Genomic DNA, 22,283 nt, shown 5'->3' with positions numbered 1-22,283 from the left:
ATTTCGGAGGTTTTTTTTTGAAAGAGTGTCTCGCTCTTTCAGAACAGCACCCAAATTGAAATAACACTTTGAAAACATCTTTAAAATAATATATACTTTAAATGTTAAAATTTCTTAACGTTTAGTTAAATCGCTCTTCATTAGTTCGCTCTAAATTTGCTTAAAATTATTAATTAATTTTCAACTAATGAATATGATAAAAATCAAACAAATTTTTTTGATGCTACTAGTAACGTTATGTTCTACAGTTACTTTTTCGCAAAGTACCATCAAAGGTAAGGTTATTGGCTCTGACATGAATGCGCCACTTCCTGGGGCAAATGTTATTGAAAAAGGGACAGCAAACTCCACTACCACGGATTCTGAGGGGAATTTCACCTTAACAACAGAATCCGCAACTGGAGCCGTAATCCTATCTTATATAGGCTACAATACTCAAACACTTTCATTTACTTCTAATCAAGATTTTGGAACTATTGCACTGTTATCGGGCGGTGTTGGTTTAGATGAAATTCAAATTATTGCTTCTATAGCAGTGGATAGAAAAACACCTGTAGCCGTTTCTACAATTAAAGCAAGTGAAATTGAATTGAAACTAGGAACACAGGAATTTCCTGAAATTTTAAAATCTACTCCTGGTGTATATGCAACACGTGCAGGTGGTGGTTTTGGTGATGGTAGAATCAATTTGCGTGGTTTTAATTCAGAAAATGTTGCGGTATTGATTAATGGTGTACCGGTAAACGACATGGAAAACGGGCAGGTTTATTGGAGCAACTGGGCAGGTTTGAGCGACGTTACAAGTTCTATGCAAGTGCAAAGAGGTCTTGGGGCTTCAAAAGTTGCAGTGCCTTCTGTGGGTGGTACCATCAATATTATTTCTAAAACAACTGATGCCGAAGCCGGTGGAAATATCTACACCACAATAGGTAATGATGGCTATTTAAAATACGGACTAACCTATTCTACTGGACTGATGGATAATGGCATAGCTACAACTGTTTCGGCAGCTAAAACAGATGGTGATGGTTATGTGGACGGAACAGAATTTAATGCCGTTTCTTATTTTGTTAATATATCAAAAAGAATTAATGAAAAACATAATTTATCATTCACCGCTTTTGGAGCTAAACAACGCCATGGTCAAAGACAAAACAGACAACTTATTTCTACTTACAGAGCAAGCGAAAGAGGTATAAAGTTCAATGCAGATTGGGGTTATAAAAACGGGCAGGTAACCCATCAAGAAGATAACTTTTACCACAAGCCTCAATTGTCACTCAACCATTATTGGGATATAACCAACAAGACAAGTCTGTCTACAGCAGTATATGCATCAAGCGGTACTGGTGGCGGTGGGGGCTTTAGTGGAACAAACAAGTTCGGCTTAGGAACTAATGGCGTTAGCGATTATAGATTTGGTTTGTATGGTCCTATTAATTTTGATAAAATAGTAGCCGAAAATGCTGAAAATCGAACTCTAGGTGCCGAAACAATCCTTAGAGCTTCACGAAACGACCATAATTGGTACGGGGTTCTTTCTACTTTAAAAACTGATTTAACAGACGAATTTGTTCTGTTAACAGGAGTGGATTATAGAAACTACAAAGGAATTCACTTTACCGAAGTTACCGATTTATTAGGAGGTCAGTATTATGCAGACGATAGCAACGTAAATAATCCTTTAGGAACTTACGGAGTAGGAGATAAAATTTCCTACTATAACGACGGGCTAGTAGGATGGCTTGGTGGTTTCGGACAATTGGAATACGCTAGAAACAACTGGGCTGCATTTGTTTCTTTAGCGGCATCTAATACCTCTTACAAAAGAGTAGATTACTTTACTTATGCATCCAATGACCCATTAAAAGAAACCGACCGTTATAACTTTTTCGGATACAGTGCCAAAGGTGGGGCCAACTATAACATAGACCAAAACCATAATGTATTTGCCAATTTAGGTTATTTTGAAAAAGCACCCGATTTTGATGCCGTATTCCCAAACTTTAATAATACAGACATTAATGACAAGGCTGAAAACCAAAAGATATCAAGTTTTGAATTGGGATATGGATTTAGAGGCACTAAATTCTCTGCAAACCTAAACTTATACAGAACATCTTGGAACGACAGAACAGAAACTGCTAGTTTTCAACAACCAGACGGAACCACAGCTTTTGCAAACATTTTAGGAATAAATGCAATTCACCAAGGTATTGAAATTGACTTTGTTTACAATTTAACCAACGAATTGAAAATAACAGGTATGGGATCAATTGGTGATTGGAGATGGCAAAACAACGTGGAAAACATTCAGATTTTAGATGAAGATCAAAATCTTGTTGATACCGTGAATTTATTTATCAAGGATTTGCATGTTGCAGATGCAGCACAAACAACTTATGCCCTTGGTTTAAATTATAAATTAACTCCAAAAACAACTGTAGCTGTAGATTACAACTACTATGACAAAATTTTCGCTGAATTTAACCCAAGCGACAGAGGAACCGTAAAACCTGATGCATGGGAAATGCCAAGCTACGGATTATTTGATATAGCGATGAACCACGGTTTTAAACTTGGTAATTTTAATGCAATGTTAACTGCTCGAATGAACAACGTATTTAATACAGAATATGTATCTGATGCCCTAGACGGTTCAGGATCAAATGCAGAAACAGCTTTAGTGTGGTTTGGAGCAGGAAGAACGTTCAGTGTTGGAGCAAAACTTAATTTCTAAAAAATTATTGTAATTATGAAAAAACTTATTTATTTATCAGTAATTCTAGGTTGTATGCTAGTTGGTTGCAACCCAATGGAAGACATCTACAATGATATTGATGCACAGGAAAATCCAATTGTTGGTAATGCAGAATATACCTTAACAGATACGGATTATACAGCTCTAGATCTTGAACTTGGAAGTTTTGAGTCAGAAAATCAAGCAAAAGAATTATTACCTGCATTTTTAAGCGAAAGGTATCCGTATTGGGGTAATGGTTCAAGTGTGTTAATTGGATACAATCTATATATCACCGAAGGAGTCAGTAATTATACAACTGCCGAAAATTATGCACTCCAAAGTGATGATTATCCGACAGCCGGAAGCAATGCTTTTTTTCCAAATCAGAACCCTGCAACATTTGTTGACGACGTTTTAGCAGAGAAGATAGCCAGTCCTATTGATGGACAAGTAGTTTTTGTGGAGTACAAACAATTCGTGAATCAACCAGAAGTTGGTTATGCAAATATTCCACAATATGATTATGGATTTAACGCAAGTTTCAACAACTGGACTGTTACCGATGTTTTAGGAGCTCAAGGTTGGACACCACAACCTACTTATGCCGAAGGAAATGGTTATTCAGGAGGGCAAGTTGCCAATGAAGATTGGTTGATATCTCCTTCAATCGACTTGACTTCAGAGACGGATATTAAATTCCAAATCAATCAAGCGATTAATTATGCTACCGATATTTCACTGCTGAAGATATTAGTCTCAACAAATTACACAGGTAATATCGCTACAGCTTCATGGAATGAAATTAATCTTGCAACAGCTCCAGCAGGAAACAGCAATGATTTTATAGTGTCAGAAGAATTTAATTTCAATGCTTATGCAGGACAAACAATTAATATTGCCCTAAAATACAAATCAACAGATACGGATGCTGCAAGATGGAGAGTAGATCAATTGGCCATCAAAAGAGTTGGTATAACAGGACCAACCAATACCCTACATGATTACTATGTATATGATGGTGGTGTATGGAAAAAAGCAGAAGGGGTTTATTATCTTACGGCTGCAGATTATGACGCTATGGGAACAACTTCTGGTCAACCAGGTCAATACAACAATTTCAGCGGTACTGCTCTTCCGGAAAACTATTTACCAACGTTCTTAGATGTCAAATATCCTTTTGCACAAGAGGAAGACGAAATGATTGTAATATATAAATGGTATAATGGTGCTGAAACACAAACAAGAGGTAGATTATATACTTTTTCTAGCGGAGTTTGGGAGCCACTACAATCTACACTGCAATTTGGACATGATGGTACACAATGGATTCCAGACAATACCATCAGACACACTTTAACTGGTACAGATTACGATACATTGGCAGATCATTTTACAACTGTAGCAGGATTTGAAAACGCCGCTATAAGTATGGGTAACTACGGTAACCTGGACAGAAGAGTTGGTAACGCAGCCTATTGGACCGATGAAATGATCATTACAGCAATGGGTTATTTGTTAGATAATGTGGTTGCTACAAATGCGGAAGATGGACAAAAATACATCGTAACATTTGCCATCTACAACGGAACAAATACAACCGAAGATTTTAAATTAATAAAAGAAGCTGGAGAATGGATTTCTAATCAATAGCAAAGCATAATCTATACGGGAAAGGTCTATCAAAATTTTGATAGACCTTTTTTTTTACTACCATCAAAAAGTCTAAAATAAAAAGGACTAGAGATGCCCCTATTCTTATTTTGCTAAAAATAAAATAATTTGTAAAAAGCGGGCAATTTGGGTAATAAATGGATACAATCACTTAAAAAATATTTTTCAAAAGACCTTTCTATTTTCTAAATAATCCGCGAAAGCAAGGGCTGTAATTTGCAATTGAAAACACTTGAAACAAAACAAAATTATGCTTTTATTAGCAACCGACTGCAGAAGTCGACCGAACAGAATATGGAGGCCACGTTAGCATTGTTCCATTTGCATTCCCGTAAACAAAAACCCTGCTGGATAAGTTCCGTACGAAACACGTACAACCAAATGCCAAATTACTTATTTTTACAAGGATAAAATAATTCCACTTCTATGAAATTTTCGACAGACGTATTCGAATCCTTACAAAGCAAACTAAAAGTGGGCAATCGCAGAGGGGTTCACTTAAATGCCATTCCGGGAAATTCCAGATACAAATTTGACCTTTCACGCTTGTCGGTAATCCGGAAGACCTTGCCCGAACTGTTTGTACTGGATTTATTGACCATGCGAGATGTCAAATTCACCTTTTCGACCCAATTCAAAGAAGTGGTAAGTCAAGACACAACTACTTCTAATGACCGTGCGTACTTAAACGACTATGAAGATCGAAAGCCAAAATCAGACGAAGAGGCACTTGTTGCTAAAAATCAAGAAAAAGAAGCGGCCCTCAAGAAAATAACCACTAGTATTGAGAATCTAATTTTCCAAAATGAAGTGGTTCGCTCTGAAAAAGGGATGAATACCTTGGGTTTTGGGTTCCCCCTACTCATCCGGAGGGACAGTAACGACAATCAGATTTCTGCCGCACCTCTGTTGATTTGGACGCTTAAGATAAATGCTACTTCGGCCATGAATACTTGGGATATTTGTCGGAATGAAGACGACCCTATCTACCTCAACGAAGTTTTAATCAATCATTTGCAAAGCGATTCTGGAGTGTTTTTGAATCCAATTCCCAGCGAAATGCTCGAAGACGGCAAAATTGACAAGTCCGAATTGTTGTCGATTTGCAAAAACATCCTAGAGCAATTGCACGTGAATCAAGACCTGGACTTTATTTTGAACAATTACGCTTCCGTTCCGTTCATAAAAACAAAAGCGTCGTATGAAAAACTACTTCCCAATAAAGGCGACAGTTTAATCGAAAAGAGCGGTCTTTTTTCTCTTTTTGAAGTGCAAAAGCAAAATATTATAAATGATTATCAAGAATTAATTTCATCCTATTCCTTTAATGAAAGCACGCCTGACGGACTCTTTCAATCGATTACGGCAGTAGCAACCGATCCTTCCCAACAGGGAATTTTAGAATCTTTAAAAACCAATTCCAAACTGGTCATCCAAGGTCCTCCAGGCACAGGGAAAAGTCAAACTTTGACCGCGTTGCTAATCAATGCGTTGGAAAATCACCAGAAAACCATTGTGGTCTGCGAAAAACAAACCGCTCTTGAAGTACTTCAAAATGCATTACAGGAGAAAGGTTTGGGCGCTTTTTGCACCACCATCAAAGACAGTGTTACCGACCGAAGGAGTGTTGTAGACCATGTTCGGAACAAGATTGACGCCGCCACCTTCAAAAGCCACAAAGAGGTGTATCCCCGAAGCGTCGTACAAGAGCTGTTGGAAGGTATCCATAAAAATAAATCGGACATTAATAAAGTCCACCACAAACTCAATGAAAATGTGATTCACGAACACGATTGGTCGGAAATCATTGGGCAAATTTTGCATTTACAACCCGAACAAGAACATCTGGACCTAAAGGATTTTACTTTTGAGCATACGTCCACCGAACTCGATCAATTACTGGACACTATTGAAAAAGGACAGCCGCTTTATGAAAAGTTCCAAGCCTTTAAAGAACATTCTTTTTTCCACCCTGAAAGAATCAGTTCTAGTAATCGGTTTGAAACCGAGCAAAATTTAAAAAAAGATTTTCAAGACTATGGCGATTTATTTGGCCAAATAAGCCATTATACTTTGCAATTTCGTAGTTTTTATTTTGAAAAAAGAAAGCAGGAATTCGCCATGCAGTTGGCTAATATAGAACAAAAAATTCAGGAACTGATTGTTACGTCTTCTACTCTAAGCGAACAATCCGATGTTTATAAACTTGAAAAAACGAGTGGTTTTATGTACCGTTTTCTGGCTTTTTTCTCTTCACCAAAGAAAGAAGTCTTGCGTATGCAAAAGCAATTGCAAGCCGCTATCTTGCAAGTAAAAAGCATTTCGCTGCATTCCAATTTTCACGAGCTGACCCTTTCACCTGATTTTGCTCAAAACATACAAAATTGCATCAATTATAATCTTAGTATTGCGCAAGCACGAATCGAATTTGAGCCTAAAATGGAAGCTGATTTTGATGCGTTAGACCTCTTGCATTTTTATGAAACGGAGTACCAAAATTCAGATTTAAACGCCGTTGTAGACGGAACTAAAAAGCTCAAAAATCGCATTTATCAAGACAACTGGACGTCGAGAAAGATTCCTGACACTTCGTTTCAAGCGACAAACCAGCACATCCAAGAATTGATTGAAGATTTCAAAAGGGAATACCAAGAAGCATTTGTGCCAAGTTACAACTGGTATTCTTTCTATTTTTCACTTTCAGCGTCGCACAAAAAAGGCATTGATTTACTCCAAAATCATTCCAGGTGGACCTCTTCCTTTTTGTATGCCTACTATAATTTGCTTTTGCTAAAAAAATCAAACGAAGCACTTACTTCAAATGAAGAGAATTATCTTAATTTGACAAAAAAAATAAAAGGATTTGAGTCGACTCAAAAAAGTTATATTGAAAGTTACTGGAACAATCAGCAGCTGCTTTCGGCTCAACGATTTGAAAAAGCGAATCCTGAAATTACCGTTGCAAATTTGTACAATAAGCGGAAAAGCACCAAGTTTAATCGGTTGACTTTACGTCAAATTGCTAAGAAAGACACCGATTTATTTACATCTTTCTTCCCTATTATTTTAACCACTCCTGATGCTTGTTCGAACTTGTTTCAAGGTAAAAACTTTTATTTTGACAATGTTGTTTTTGACGAAGCCAGTCAGTTGAAACTCGAAGACAATTTGCCTGCTTTATTGAAAGGCAAGAATGTAATCATTGCTGGAGATGAACACCAAATGCCGCCGTCGAATTATTTCAGCAAAGTGTTTGATGGCTTGCTGGAAGATGAAGAGGATGCAGAAGATGAAAACGCGAACATCAGTCAGAAAAACACCCTTTTATCTATTGAATCATTACTGGATTTTGCCATGGAATTTAAGTTTGAAAAAAATTACCTTGACTTTCATTACCGCTCAAAACATCCGTATCTAATTGATTTCTCCAACCATGCTTTTTATGGTTCGCGATTAAAACCCCTTCCGGCTCTAAGTGGTGTAAAACCTATAGAATTTCACGAAGTTGATGGTGTTTTTGACGAACATATTAATGAAGCTGAAACCCACAAAGTACTGGCCATTTTAGCCTCTATTGAACCGAGAAGCAACGGGACCTTTCCATCTGTGGGAATTGCGACGTTTAATATCACACAACGAAATTTCATCAAACGAAAAATAATTGAGCAGCAAAACAACCCAGACAATGCCTTATTTGCTGCTAAAATAAAAGCCCTTGAAACGGCCGGTTTATTCATCAAAAATTTAGAGAATATTCAAGGAGATGAACGGGACATCATTATTCTTTCTACCACGTACGGAAAGAAAAAAAGCGGGAAATTCATGCAAGCGTTCGGCCCTATCAATCATACCAAAGGCTACAAATTGCTAAATGTGATTATTACCCGAGCGAAAGAAAAAATCATCGTCATTACTTCTGTTCCGCAAGAATATTATGGCAATTATCGGGAAGCGTTGGAACAAGAAGGAGCGAACAACCGACGTGCTGTTTTTTATGCGTACTTGAGCTATTGCAAAGCGGTAAGTGAAACGGACGAAGTTAAAAGAACTGAAATCCTAGCTGATTTAATGCGTTTTGGACACCGTATTCAAGATACAGAAAACACCGCTGAACCTCTTTTTAAAGTGCAAATTTACAAGAGACTCACCCAACATTTCCCTGATTATCACTTTCAAATGGATGTTGCTTTTGGCGGCTACACGCTCGATATACTCATGCTTCGAGACGGAAAAAGCCCGGTTGCTTTGGAATGCATGAGCAAAAAAGTGTATGCAGGAGACTTGGCTTATTTGGAAGATTTACATAAAGAAAAAATGCTAAAAAATGCAGGTTACGAATATGCTAGAATTTGGAGTCAAGATTGGTGGCAAAATTCCGAGCGTGAATTAAAAAAATGGGAAGAGAAGTGGATGGTTAATTAATTTATTTTAAGATATTTACTTTTTGTAAGTATTCACATTTTTTTTTCAGCATGAAGAGACACCTTAAATACATTGACGGCAATTCGGATAAATTTTGGCAAATAGCAACCACTGGAACTCATTTTACCGTTACGTATGGCAAAAATGGCACTTCGGGAATTTCGCAAACCAAAACATTTGATTCAGAAGAAGCCTGCATTAAAAATGCAGAAAAACTGCTGAACGAAAAGATTAAAAAAGGCTATTCAGAAACGGGAGAAGTTGTGACTACTGAAACTGTGGATAAAAAAACAGGAAAAGTGTCCAATATTGGCGCGATTCTGGAGGAATACGATTGGATTCTTAAAGAAAAAAATGCAAAGTCACTTCTGCCTTTTTTAATTAAAAACACCAAAGGAAATTTAGACCCCATTCGCAAACACATTAAGAAAAGTCGGAAGTATTGGATGACTTATGTTGACTTGTCCTTGGAACCTGGATTTAAAAAAATAAAAGACCGCAACTGGAATTGGGGAATTCGAGGAAATGACCAACTCACAAAAATCATTTCGTTGAGTGCTCTTGCCACTTTTGACAAAACGGATATACTCGCTTTTGACGAAATACAAAATGTATTAGAAAATGCACAAGAGCCGTTAATATTAGAAATTTTGCAATGGGCTAAACCCAAATGGATTGAATTTTATCTTTTAGAGCGGTTTAGAAAACAAGAATGGAATACGTTCTCCTATCAATCCCTTCGGTTTTTGGAAACGCAGGAGTTGATTTCTTTTAATCCCGAATTATATGCTTTTAGTCTTTTTAGATCTAACAGCTGGAATAGCAAAATCAAACCACGCGATTTTGTTTCCTTTTTAGTAACGGATGCAACCGCTATTCAACGAGATATTCCGTTATTATTTGACTACGAAACCGGAATCCAGAACGCTAATTTTAGCGAAGGCGAAAAAGAAAACACACAACACTTCAACACGTGGTCACTTGTTTTTAGACAGTTAATAGCCGACGAAAAGCTGGAACGCACCCATTTTATAAACCAATCCCTACTGCTGCAAACGAAGGAATGGAATGCTAATTTGAAAAGTTACTTTAGAAAATTTGTTACCGAATTAGAGCCAACGATTAATGAATTGATTCAAAATCAAGAAACAATTTTCACCTATTTTAATTATTCCAATCCGACTGTAGTTAATTATGGTTCGGAATTAATCAAGAAAATGGTGCTGCATCCCAAGTTCAACGCCAAATCGTATCTAGAATGGCTTGAACCGGTGATGATGCGAAGCGACTGCAAGCTTGCCGTCAAAAATGCGTTGATGGTTTTTGAAAAGCTCCACAAAGCCAATCCGAAACTTAACAAAAGCATCACTTCTGCAGTTGCCGATGTGTTCATTATTGCGGATTTGAATTTACAAGAACGAGCGAGTAAAGTACTGCTAAAAATTGGCAACGAAAAAGACAGCGTTTTAACAGAAAAATTGACCACTTATGCCGCTTACATGCAAGGTAGTGTGAAGGCGAGTTTGAGTTCTTTTTTAAGTGAAGAAAGTTTAGAAGTCGATGAAAATGCTTTGGAAATCTATCGCTTCAACCCATTAAATACGCGTGTTTTAACTGAGGAAGTAGTACTCCCAAAAGATTGGAACGACATCATGTACCTCATCGGACGGTTTATTGCCTCCAATGAACTCATCGATGCCGAAGCGATTTTGAACGTTTTTATCGCCCAACGGCATTTATTCCCAGCAGATTATACCAGTCAGTTGCAGCCTTATTTTAAACAATTGGAAAACACCTATTTTGAGGGTGTTTTGAAAAATTTTGTCAAAAATTTAGTGATTAATAAAATTCGTGATAAGGATATCGTTTATACGATAAATGACAAAGACTACGTTACCCTAAATACCTTAAAACTGATCAAACCTTTGTCTCAGAAAGTGTTGAAAAAAAACAAGGAATCTTCTGTTTTGCCATTACTTTCTTTACCAACGCATCAACCGTATTGGGTAGCTCCTACAATTTTATTGCAGCGAATAATTCAATATCAAAACGCTAATGAAACCATAGACAACGTCGACTTCAGCATTGCTATCAGCCGCATGCCACGTGAAAATGTAGAAGAAGCACTCCCTTTATTGAACGTTTTAAACCCTGAAACGAAAGACTTAATGTGTTTTTGCCTTGGGGTGACCAATGAAATAAAAGTATCCGCTACTTCTGTGCTGTCAAAATTATTTCAAAAAGTGGCAGGACCCAATCAGAATGCGGAAAAAATAGCGCTTTGGGCCGTGGCTGCACGTACTTTTCATCCAAATGCTACCTTTCCTGATTTCGAAAAAACAAGTTTAAACGACATTCCGTTTGTCACGTCTCCGTTTGTTCCCGATTTGAAATTTTCGGAGAAATGGAACGAGTGGAAGAACTACCAAACCGAAGAAGTGCAACGTTCGTCTTCGTGGATGGAACTTACTTTTCCGTTGCCACCAGAGAAGATTGTTCCGCTCAATTTAATTTATAATTTAGACCTACATCCAAAAAAGGAAAAATACACGTGGCATTCTGAATATGTGCTCGGGAACGAGAACAACGTTTATTTCTGGAACAGTCTCATGCCGCAAAACAATGAACCTTTGGCTTGTTTAGTATTGGCTAAAAATTGCAAAACCAGTTCGGGTTCGCACAATGAATTGAAAGGTGTTCTGCATGTGGTCAACCAAGCCTGGTTCCGCTTTTCGGATATTAGCTTGCTGGTTTTTGCCTGTTGTTTTTTTCAGGAAAAGAAAGAAGTACGGCTCTTGGCTTCAGAAGTTTTGATCAATTTAGTTGAGTGTAAAACGATTGATATAACCTTGTTTTCGGAAAAACTCGCTTATTTGATCTCCAATAAATACGGTCCTTTACTGCGATTGATTGATGCAATTGTTCCAATGAAAGATATCACTCCGCTGCACAACTCTGCTTTATTTTTCCTTCTGGATGGTGTTTTTGAAAAGGTAAAGTTGGAAGATAAATTGCCTACAAATTTCAAGAAAATGGTCGAGCATTTTGCAGATTTGGGTGTGAAAACCAATCAAAAACCAACGACTGCTACTTTAGCCTTTTTTGAGAAATACAAAGATAATACGTCGCTTAAGACATTAGTCAAACAAATAGCCCAACTGTAACATGAACGATTTACTCTATAATTACCAAGGTGTTTCAACGCTCAACAAGACCAAAGGAATCAATAATTTGGTTATGGCACATCAAACTGAAATTGCCGAAGTGAACAGCATTCCGTGCTTTTTCTGGGGAAGTTTAACCGATCCTTTTGTGACGGCAAAATGTTGGAGTACGATTGCCAAAGTGGTGCGTTCTAGTTTTGGACCAATTCCTCCGAGTTTACGCGACCCCATTGTTACAGCAGGGTCCGAACGAATGCGGTTTGAAGGATTCTCTTCGTGTAATGGCGTTTACGTACGATTAGACATGAAACCCGAATCTATTGACGGCGAATTTATCGCCAGCGGAACGACCAATGTCGATTTTAACGAACCGATGTTAAATGCGTTGAACGCCATTCAGAAAAACGAAAAAGTAACGCTTGCTGTGGGCCAAAATGAGATGCAGGTCATTACAACCAAAGCCAAAGTAGTGGAGAAAAAAGTAACCTTACCGCCCCGATGGATTAAAGGATTGACGAGCGTTCAGTTGTATTTGGCCGATATGGAACAGAAGTTTGAACTTAATAAAATGCAAACCATCCAACTGTTTCAAAATTTGCCCAAAGGAAATGTGAAAGGCGCATTTTATATTACCAAACGTGTGGGCAAATTCATGTTTTCGACTTTGCAAACGGCGGATAGTGTTCGGATTGGCGGCATCCACAGGTTGAGGTTATTGGAAGGTATTTTAGCTTTGGTAGACAAAATGCAAATTTACGAATCGTCTGATAAAGAGACCTGCGCCATTGTGTGTGAATTTGGAAAAATGCAACTGCTTATGGCATTTTCACCGGACGCATATCGTGGTTTTTCAGGTGAAGGAAAAGTATTGGAAAACATGACTGAAAATGTGCCGATGGAATGGGTGTACGGATTAAACAGTCTTTTGAAAGCCAACGAATCGTTTGATCCCACCATGTTGTCCATTGAAAATGATATTGATTTTGGCACCATGGATCATCTTACTTCAAGCCTTTCTTCGATGGGGTTATTGGGTTTTGATTTAGAAAACAGAAGCCATTTTTACCGAAGACTGCCTTTTAAAACCGAACGTATTTTGAGTTTAAATCCCCGATTGAAAAATGCACAGAAATTAATTCAAAACGACGAAATTCAAATTATTACTCAAAAAGAACACTATATCGAAGCATCGGTAAAAGGAACGGGCGTGAACCATCGCGTAATTATTGATGGCGAGAAACACCATTGTACCTGCAACTGGTTTACGAACTACCAAGGAAAAAGAGGTATTTGCAAACACGTTTTAGGCGTGAAGATTTTGCTGGAAAAGTAATTGAAAGTATTTCAACTATTCCATTGATTTATTGTCGGTATCGGTAAGAATAAAGCAAAATTAGCTTTCGATTGGAATTTGTTTGCTGATAATAAAACCAAAAAAACCACGAACCCTATAAGTCCGTGGTTTTCTTATTTAACAAATATCTCTTTCAACTGACTGATGACATTGCCGCTGCCCGAAATCGTGATTTCGCCAATCTTATCGGCAATCTTCTCCACGTATTCCATCTCTTTCAACTTCCACAACATCTCGTTTTCCTCCATTAATTTGGCGGTGTTCAACAAACTTCTTGTTGAAGCCGTTTCTTCTCGTCTCATAATACTGTTGGCTTGTGCCTTCTTTTCGGCTACCAAAACCTGGTTCATAATCTCTTTCATATCGCCTGGCAAAATGATGTCTCTAATTCCCGCATCGTAAACCATCAAACCTAAAGCCTCAATTTTCGGAGTGACACTATCCAAAATATCTTGGGAAATCGTGTCTTTTTTGTTCAACAATTCATCCAACGTCATGCCTCCAACAAATGCTCTTAAAGCCAATTGCATCAACACATACAACTGTTTTTCAAAGTCTTTGTTTTCAGTTACCGCTTTAAATATATCGGTTACTTGGTACCGTACAAAAAAGTTGATTCGCAAACCCGCCTTGTCTTTGGTCAATAATTCCTGACCCGAAATCTCCAACTGTTGTTGCCTCACATCCACCGATTTTACTTCCACTGAAATCGAATTGTTCCAAAAGTAGTAGGTTCCAGCAGTCAATTCTTTTTCAAAAACACCATTCACAAACAACAATGCTTTCTCAAAATTAGCTACTTGAAAACGTCTTACATGCATTTTTACTTTGGCATTTTCTAATAAAGCAGTCGGAATGGCCTCGGTGATAAACACTTTAGACAAATCCACTTTCACAAACGAATTCTGAACGTAACCTTTCCAAAACGCATACCGTCCCGTACTCATTACTTCCTTGAAAATACCATTGACGAAATACAAAGCCAACTCATTATCGGCTACTTCTACGATTTCCAACATTGTGGCTAACTTTTCGTTTTGCAACAAAAGGTTCAACTCAATGGGTGTTACAAACGATTGTTTCTTCTCATAAACCATCACTTCTTTAGAACCAAACAACCAGAAGTCACCCGCTTCTAAAACCCTTACCAATTTCTTGTTATCGAAAACCAAACCTACTTGGTAGGCATTAATGTGTACTTTTTTAATCATTATTTCTGTTTTTTACATTTTTACTTTTAATAAGAAAACGAAACGGCTCCGTCCTTTTTCAAAAACGGAAGCTGCGGTTGTATTTGGTTTAACGATTCTTGTTTCTAACCATTTTCGGATGCCCTTTTTCTAAATCGCATCCGTCAAGTCAAAAAGAACAATTGTCAGTTCCCAAAACAAATCCCAGCTTTCAAGTCTTCTCGAAAGTGCAGTGTTCAAACCTAAATTTAAAACCACTGACGGAGCCCGTCCCCCTTTCCTTGGTGCATTTTTTTAAAGAGTGATGCTACTCGTACACAGTTTTTAACGCTGTGAGCTTGACGCCGCTGTCAGACCGTACCAGAAACGGTGTAGGATTCGAACCTACGTTAAAAGCCTATTGTTCTACCCAATTGAACTATCCGCCGAGACGGAGCAGGACTCGAACCTGCAACCCATAGAGGAGAATGGTATTTTGGCAACCATCCAAGCCTTCAAATCAAGTTGCACAGTAATGCATAATTCGCTTCCGCAAAAAGACTACTACAAGGGTGCTATTCAGAAACACGCAACAGGACTTGTTTGATATTTTTATAATGCAATGCATCTGTTTATTTTTTCTATTGCAAATATTTGAAAGCTACTACGCAAAGATTTTACGCAGTAGAAATAAATTTTATAAAAGATTTGTTTTTAGAGAAATTGAATAGAGGATAAAAAAACTCAAATGGAGCAAACAAAAAACAAATTATTCCAAATTTTTAATAGAAGGCGATGAATAAATCAAAGTCTTTTTCTATTTTAGACCTGTAAAAAATCAAATTCATGGAAAGTCTACAGTGCCTAAATTGTGAAGAAACAGTTGAAAAAAACTATTGTTCTACTTGTGGACAAAAAACGGCGACCCATCGAATAACGTTGAAGCATTTTGTCTTTCATGACATTATTCACGGCGTTTGGCATTTAGATAAAGGAATTTTATTTACACTCAAACAAGCGTTAATTCGACCTGGAAGAGCAGCATTGGATTACATTAGTGGAAAACGTGTTCGTTATTACAATGTGTTTTATTTGATAATGCTGTTGATTGGTTTGGGGATTTTCATTGAACATATATATGTTGACATTGCTTCCCAATACGTAACTTACAGTAAACTCCCTGTAGAGCAAAATGATGCTTCTTTGGATTTTTTAGGAAAGTATGTAAAATTCTTTTTATTATTGGCAATTCCCGTTTATGCTTTTAATAGTTTCCTATTATTCAATAAAAAGAGCTTATTATACAGCGAACATTTAATTGTTTTTGGTATGCTCTTCTTAGGTATTATCCTCATTACGTTATTAGGAAATGTGCTTTTCTTTGCTGAATTTAACGAAAACACGTATTTATTAGCCGATTGGAGTAATTACATAGTTCCTCTTTTGCTTGTACCCTACCTAATCAATGGATTATATGGTGCTTTTGGAAAGGACTACACCAAAATTAGTTTTATGCTTCGGTCCCTGATTTATATTGCTTTAATTGTTATTGAATTAAGAATACTGGCTTATTTGGTGCGCTTTTACTTAAATAATTACCGTTAAAAATAATTACTTTAATCCCTTTTTCGACCTTAATGTCCTAGTTCGAATTGCAACAGTCCGCCTAGAGGTCACTTCCTTTTTGAATAACGTGAGTATACTAAATTACAAGAATTTGTACCGCAGCAGTTTTTTTCGATTGACCTTTAGTGTGCTTCGAGGTCAGAGACCGTCGAAGAGCAAAAGCGGAAAAACAGTAAACTTCGTGGAGCGGATATTGTTTTCATGCACTCTTCATACACTATCCATGCCTTTGCTATGCCTCTGCTATGCCTTTGCTATTCCTTTGCTAAACACCCTTGTTTAGGCTGACTCGTCCAGAAATAACTATTCAAATTATTATTCCATTTTCTATACTTATTATGTAATGTGCTTCGAGGTCAGAGACTATTGAAGAGCGGAAACACACATCGCAGAGGTGGAGAGAAGTGGATAAAATAGTTTCATTCTGCTTTTGATTGAAACTTATAGCGGACAAGATAAACGAAAAATAGCCCACAAAAAAAGCCTCTGCGAACAGAGGCTTAAAAACAAGTATAACTAAACTATTAGTTTTTAATAACTTTTATGGTTTTAGAAACAGTAGCTGTAAGAATTTTCACGAGATAAGTACCTTTTGGTAGTCCCGATAAATCAACAGCGGTTGTACTACTATTTAAAGAAGTTTCCAGTACGTTTTGTCCCAATAAATTATAAACCGTTACTTGTGTAATAGCAGCGGTAGAAGAAATGTTTAAAACATCTTTGACAGGATTTGGATAGAAACTGAAAGTGTTGTAATCATTTACAGGTGTAGCTAAACTACCTTCTACAACAATATTATCTAGAAAAAGTTGCGATTGATTGGCGGTTGACCAAGCTTGAAAACCAAAGTAATAAACACCCGTTGTAGCGGGAATGAAGTCGACTTCGTTAGTCATTGCCATACCATTATTGATATTCAAATGATCTCCAATTTCTTGAGTCATCGCATTCGGATTGGCGTCTGTTCCATACAATACATGTAAATTTTCACTGTAGTTGTCACTACTGTTGTTACCGTATTTGTAAGAAATGGTATACGCCATTCCTCCAGTCAATTCAAGTCCTTGTGTAAAAAACCACGCATTGGCCTGTGCTGAATTTCCATTGTATCGCAGCACATATCCATCAAATCCGTATCCCGTGTCACCATAGGTAGTATCCCAATCATTAAGGTTACCGCTACTTTCTACAGTAGTACATTCTGGTACAGCCGGTAGTGTAACCGATTCAAAATTTTGTGTGTAAGGAACAGTTGTAGCAAGACAACCGGTTGTAAAATCAATCGGTCCAATCCAGGACCCGTTACCATCGGTTCCGCCACATACGGAACGAACCCAAACATTATAAGTGGTGTTTGCCGTTAAGTTTTCCAATTCAAAAGAAGGAATACCAATAACTGGACTTGGTGTAAGCAAATAAGGATCACTAACAGATGCCAAACCATAAGCTACTTGCCAATTGCTTTCTGTACCCGTTGGAGTCCAATAGACACTTGCAGCTTCTGCAGTAACATCTTGTACAGAAATAACTGATACATCTGCACATGTGGGCAATACTTCCCATCGTACATTATCGATAAAAATCGAATTGTAATTTCCTGCAACATTTCTAAAAGCAATATACGTATCCGTACCCGTGTAAGTAGTAAAGTCTACAATAATCTCATTATAGCCACTACCTAAAGTAAATGTCGTGAAAGGAGTATAGGTAGAAGTACTATTATTACCGTCCATTGTTCCAATTTCTAAAGGCGTATCGGTATTATAAGACAAAGCATAGAACTTCAAGCGATGCGTAGCGGTGGCTAAAGTGCTCAAATAAGGAGAAACAAGCATTACAAAATCGGTTGGAGCCGAGCTGTTGGCATGAATTTCAACGGCATTACTTCCAAAGGCTGCGTCATTCGTAACGGTTCGTACAGCTGCATATTGTCCCAATGTAGGTCCTGATAGCACACGAGACCAACAGTCAGGTAATTCGCCGTAAGCGCTCGTTTCAAATCCTTCGTTGAAATTAGCCGTTGGCAAACAGGCGGTTCTAAAGGCAATAGGACCAATCCAAGCACCATTTCCTTCAGTTCCTCCACATGCAGAGCGTACCCAAACTTTATAGACCGTATTGTCCGTCAATCCACTTAAAGTAGTTGTACTAGTGTTGGATGGAGCAGGACTAATAGGTGTAAGTGTACTAGGATCTGTAACAGCAGCAGAGCCATATACTACATCCCATTGATTTTCTCCAGCATTTGCAGTCCACGATACAGTTGCCGCTGCGGCAGTAATTCCATTTACAGCAACTTCCGTAACATCTGCACATAACGGCGTAACATCCCAACGAACGTCATCAATATAAATACTAACATATTGACCAGAAGTATTTTTGAATCCAAAATACGTATCCGTTCCTACATAGGTACTAAAATCTACTACATACTCCGTATAATTAGAAGTAGTATTTATTGTCTGATAGTCGCTAAAGGTAGCCCCGCTAGCAGGACTATCTAATGTACCTACTTCTACAGTTGCAGCTCCGTTAGAACGTGCGTAAAATTTTACATGGTGCGTACCTGTAACCAGTGTCGATAAACTAGGAGATACTAAAATGATTTGCGAACCCGCACTTTCATCTCCATTATACAATTCAACTGCATTACTGCTAGAAAATCCATTATTAGTATTGATACCAATATTACTATTCAATAAATCACCTGATAAAATCGAAGACCAACAATCAGGAAGCGAACCGTATCCGTCATTTTCAAAGCCTTCATTCAAGACACTAGTAGCAGCACAGGGAGTAGTAAAGCTAATAGGGTTCATCCAAGCGCCTTTATCCGCACCTTCGTCACAAGAAGAACGCACCCAAGCTTTATAAGTAGTATTAGGTTGCAAACCAGAAATAAGTACCGACGGTGTATTTTCAGCAGAAGCAATAGGCGTTAATGTCGTAGGATCCGTTGCCGTTTCGGAATACACTACATCCCAAGCAGTAGGTGTATTGTTAGGAATCCATCCAATAGTCGCGGTGTTTTGAGTAAGGTTGATTGTTTCAATTCCAGCTACATCTGGACAAGATGGCGCGGGCTCCCACTTTACATCGTCTATAAATACCGGATTATAACTGCTGGTATTAGCATGTTTAAAAGCGACAAATGTATCCGTACCCGTATAACCCGTAAAATCAACAATATGCTCTGTATAATTAGCCGTACCATTAATTGTTTCCAAACTATTGAAAACCGCATCAGAAGTAGTACTATTAATCGTCCCTACTTGAAGCGTTACATTTCCATACCCTCTGGTGTAAAACTTCAAGCGGTGCGTTGCCGTTCCTACCGTCGATAATTTGGGAGAAATCAATAAGATTTGTGCAGCCGGCCCTGAATTACCATTGGCCAACTGTACCGCATTAGGAGTAGAATTAGAAAGACTATTTATAGTAATGCTCGCTTCCGTAGAAGGGGCATTTAACAACAAACCCGTCCAACAACTTGGTAAAGATGCGTCCGTACTTGCGTCAAAGTTTTCTGTAAACACAGTAATGGGATCACAAGCACTATTGAATACATAAGGTCCTCTCCACGGACTGTAATCGTTCCCACAATTCGCTCTAATATAAAATTTGTAAGACTGACCTGTTTGAAGAGCCGTGTAAGTATAAGTAGGATTTGCGGTTACCGCAGTTCCTATAGTATTGGCTGAAGGCGCGTCACCAGATGCTGGAAGCACCAGTACCTCCCACATGGTTTCAGCATCTCCAGGCGTCCAGTTAAAGGTAGCATTTGTAGTAGTCACCCCAGTAATTTGAATAGCGGTAGGAAACGGACAGGCTAAAGTCACTTTAAAGTAAGAGCCCAAACACAATTGTGCTGTACCACAAGCAGCATCTTCTGTATAATGCAGCCGAACACTCGTTTGAGAAATAGCATTTACGATTAAAGGACTTGCCCCTTGCGCAAGTACATTATTACTAACATCCGTTACAGTAATATATTTTTCTACAGGTTGTCCTTCAGAACGAAGTTCAAAGGTATAAGTACTACCCACAGTAATATTGGATATAGTAGAATAATCACCTGTATAAACACACGTATTTATTTCTTGAAAATCACCTGAATTGTCGGACACGATACTTTCAGACGGGTACGCATTCGTATTGATGCATTGCCCGTAATTCAGTGCGGTATACAACAGCAGTAAAAGAAGGATAAAAGTATTTTTTTTCATTTTATAAAAAATTAAGTTATTAAATTTTTGGAGATTTTGGTTAATAGATTGAAAACCTTCCATTATAATAACGTAAAACTCTATAAAAAATAGATATAAGCCCGTACATCGACACCTAAAAAACGTGACATACCACAAGAAAAAGCGTGATTAGGTATTTGAAGGCCTTCCAATGGAGGAGAGGTACTCATAAAACGAAGTGTTTTTATCAATATCCATTTTACCAGAAATACGCTCTTTTCTTTTTCTACACGCTTCTTGAGTAATATTAAGTATGGCACCAATTTCTTTAAAACTCAAATTCATATAAACATAACAAATGAACCGAATATCATTAGCATTAAGCTGCGGGTGCTTGTCTTTCAAAGCAGTTAGTAGACCTTGGTTAACCTCCTCAAAGTGAACGATGAATTCATCCCATTCAGAATCCGATTTCAAATGTTCTTTCAAGGCTTTGATGTGATTTTTAATCAAATGGTTTTGAGAAACAGAATCAAGGTTGGACAAAGACTGCACCATTTCTTCAATCATTGCATTTCTTCCGGAGAGGTACAATGCCTTTGCAGATAACTTTCTGTTGCGTTGTTCAATCTCACCTTTAAGACGTTCTTGTTCCAATAAAGCTTCGTTGGCAATTTCTTTAATGTGTTTTTCCAATAACAGATTGTCGCTTTTCTCTTTCTCCAATTCAAGAGCGATGATTTTTTGTTGCCCTTCTGCAATGATTTTCTTTTGCTCTTGTTTTATAGAACGGTTTCGAAAGCTCCGATAACCAAAGAAAATGAATACAACCAGAAGAAATAAAGCAATACCAAATATTTTCCGTTCCAATTTGGATGCCGCAACAGATGCTTTTAAATCCGACTTGTAGTTCATTACTTCAAATTTGACTTTATTATTTTCATACAGCTTCTCATTCTTCCGTTTGGCTATAGAATCAGTAGCAGAAATCATCATTTTTGTCGCCTCTAAAGCTTTTCCATAGTCTTTTTTCATAGCATACGAGTCGGACAAACTCGAATACACATCGGCCTTTGTCTCTAAATCTTCAGCCACTTTAAGCGAGGCGTTCAAGTAATAGATACTCCTGTCATAATTTTTTTCTAAATAATAAACCCTAGAGAGCAAATTGAGTAGTGTTGATGTATTATCTTTCGTTCTAAAACCCTTTACTTTAGGTTGTGCTTCTAAGTCCAACAGTATTTTTTTTGCGGTTTTCAAGTCTCCACGCAACATATAATTGTCTGCCGTCATTGCTTGCAACTCAAAGTGCAAAGCAGGATCCTCTTCAGAAAAGGCCTTCACTTCTTCCAAATAATTTCGTGCCGTATCCAGTTCATTAAAAAGGTGGGCTACTTTTACTAAATTCATAGCATACACACCCATCTTGGCTTTGTTATTTGTTTTTTTGGCAAGCTCATAAGCCTTTAAATAATACTCCCTCCCTTTTTTAAAATTTTTGTCCATGCAATAGATAACAGCAATGTTATTCAGCACACTCATTTCATTATTAGAGTCCAGATGTTTGATGGCAATCGTGTAGGCATCCAAAAAATAATTCAAGGCTTCCCCATAATCAGACAGATTCATATAAACAATCCCGATATTATTCTTGGTCTCAAAAACTTCCTCATACCAATTGTTCTTTTCAGCCAGCACTTGTGCATTCGTCAAATATTCCAAAGCAACCGGATATTCATGTTGATTCATTGCTGCTAAGCCTTGTTTTTTAAGTGCCTGAGCCTCAGCTAAAGTTTGAGCAGAAATACTACCACCAAAAAGCAAACAAAAAAACACAGTAAACAGTAGGGATTTACTATTCAAGATTGTGCTATAATGCTGAAAATTAAAGGTTTTATATTCCGTTTTCATTTACAAATAAAAGTTGGTTCATGCGGAGGCATAGCA

General features: G+C 37.6%; 9 protein-coding genes. 6 read left to right on the top strand and 3 right to left on the bottom strand.

Annotation, left to right across the window (positions count from 1 at the left end):
* Positions 1 to 193: 193 nt before the first annotated feature.
* The 5 genes from ACQ5J2_RS05340 (at position 194) to ACQ5J2_RS05320 (ending at position 13,333) form a co-directional block, all read left to right on the top strand.
* Positions 194 to 2,740, top strand: coding sequence for a TonB-dependent receptor (locus tag ACQ5J2_RS05340; protein WP_432672700.1), 2,547 nt, complete (start codon positions 194 to 196; stop codon positions 2,738 to 2,740).
* 15 nt (positions 2,741 to 2,755) lie between these two features.
* Positions 2,756 to 4,393: a choice-of-anchor J domain-containing protein gene (locus ACQ5J2_RS05335; RefSeq protein WP_432672699.1), complete on the top strand. Its 1,638-nt coding sequence runs from the start codon at positions 2,756 to 2,758 to the stop codon at positions 4,391 to 4,393.
* A gap of 447 nt (positions 4,394 to 4,840) precedes the next feature.
* Complete coding sequence (locus tag ACQ5J2_RS05330) at positions 4,841 to 8,836, top strand: AAA domain-containing protein (protein WP_432672698.1); 3,996 nt, start codon at positions 4,841 to 4,843, stop codon at positions 8,834 to 8,836.
* A 50-nt stretch (positions 8,837 to 8,886) separates the two neighbouring features.
* Complete coding sequence (locus tag ACQ5J2_RS05325) at positions 8,887 to 12,000, top strand: DUF6493 family protein (protein WP_432672697.1); 3,114 nt, start codon at positions 8,887 to 8,889, stop codon at positions 11,998 to 12,000.
* 1 nt (position 12,001) lies between these two features.
* Entirely contained in the window at positions 12,002 to 13,333 is a 1,332-nt protein-coding gene (locus ACQ5J2_RS05320; protein ID WP_432672696.1) for an SWIM zinc finger family protein, read from the top strand.
* 134 nt (positions 13,334 to 13,467) lie between these two features.
* Here the strand turns inward: ACQ5J2_RS05320 and ACQ5J2_RS05315 are convergent, their stop codons facing one another.
* On the bottom strand, positions 13,468 to 14,565 hold the full coding sequence (locus ACQ5J2_RS05315; protein ID WP_432672695.1) for a slipin family protein: 1,098 nt from the start codon (positions 14,563 to 14,565) through the stop codon (positions 13,468 to 13,470).
* A gap of 804 nt (positions 14,566 to 15,369) precedes the next feature.
* On the opposite strand from ACQ5J2_RS05315, the gene ACQ5J2_RS05310 reads away from it, so the two are divergent.
* On the top strand, positions 15,370 to 16,128 hold the full coding sequence (locus ACQ5J2_RS05310) for a DUF3667 domain-containing protein (protein WP_432672694.1): 759 nt from the start codon (positions 15,370 to 15,372) through the stop codon (positions 16,126 to 16,128).
* 545 nt (positions 16,129 to 16,673) lie between these two features.
* Here ACQ5J2_RS05310 and ACQ5J2_RS05305 read toward each other — a convergent pair.
* Positions 16,674 to 20,375 (bottom strand): choice-of-anchor J domain-containing protein, encoded by a 3,702-nt coding sequence (locus tag ACQ5J2_RS05305; protein WP_432672693.1) that lies wholly within the window; start codon positions 20,373 to 20,375, stop codon positions 16,674 to 16,676.
* Positions 20,376 to 20,525: 150 nt separating this feature from the next.
* Positions 20,526 to 22,247 (bottom strand): tetratricopeptide repeat protein, encoded by a 1,722-nt coding sequence (locus ACQ5J2_RS05300; protein WP_432672692.1) that lies wholly within the window; start codon positions 22,245 to 22,247, stop codon positions 20,526 to 20,528.
* Between the last annotated feature and the right edge of the window lie 36 nt (positions 22,248 to 22,283).

The sequence above is a fragment of the Flavobacterium sp. SM2513 genome (assembly GCF_050908145.1).
Taxonomy (GTDB): Bacteria; Bacteroidota; Bacteroidia; order Flavobacteriales; family Flavobacteriaceae; genus Flavobacterium.
Note: the sequence above shows the minus strand (reverse complement) of the source record. Positions and strands in the feature narration are given on the sequence as shown.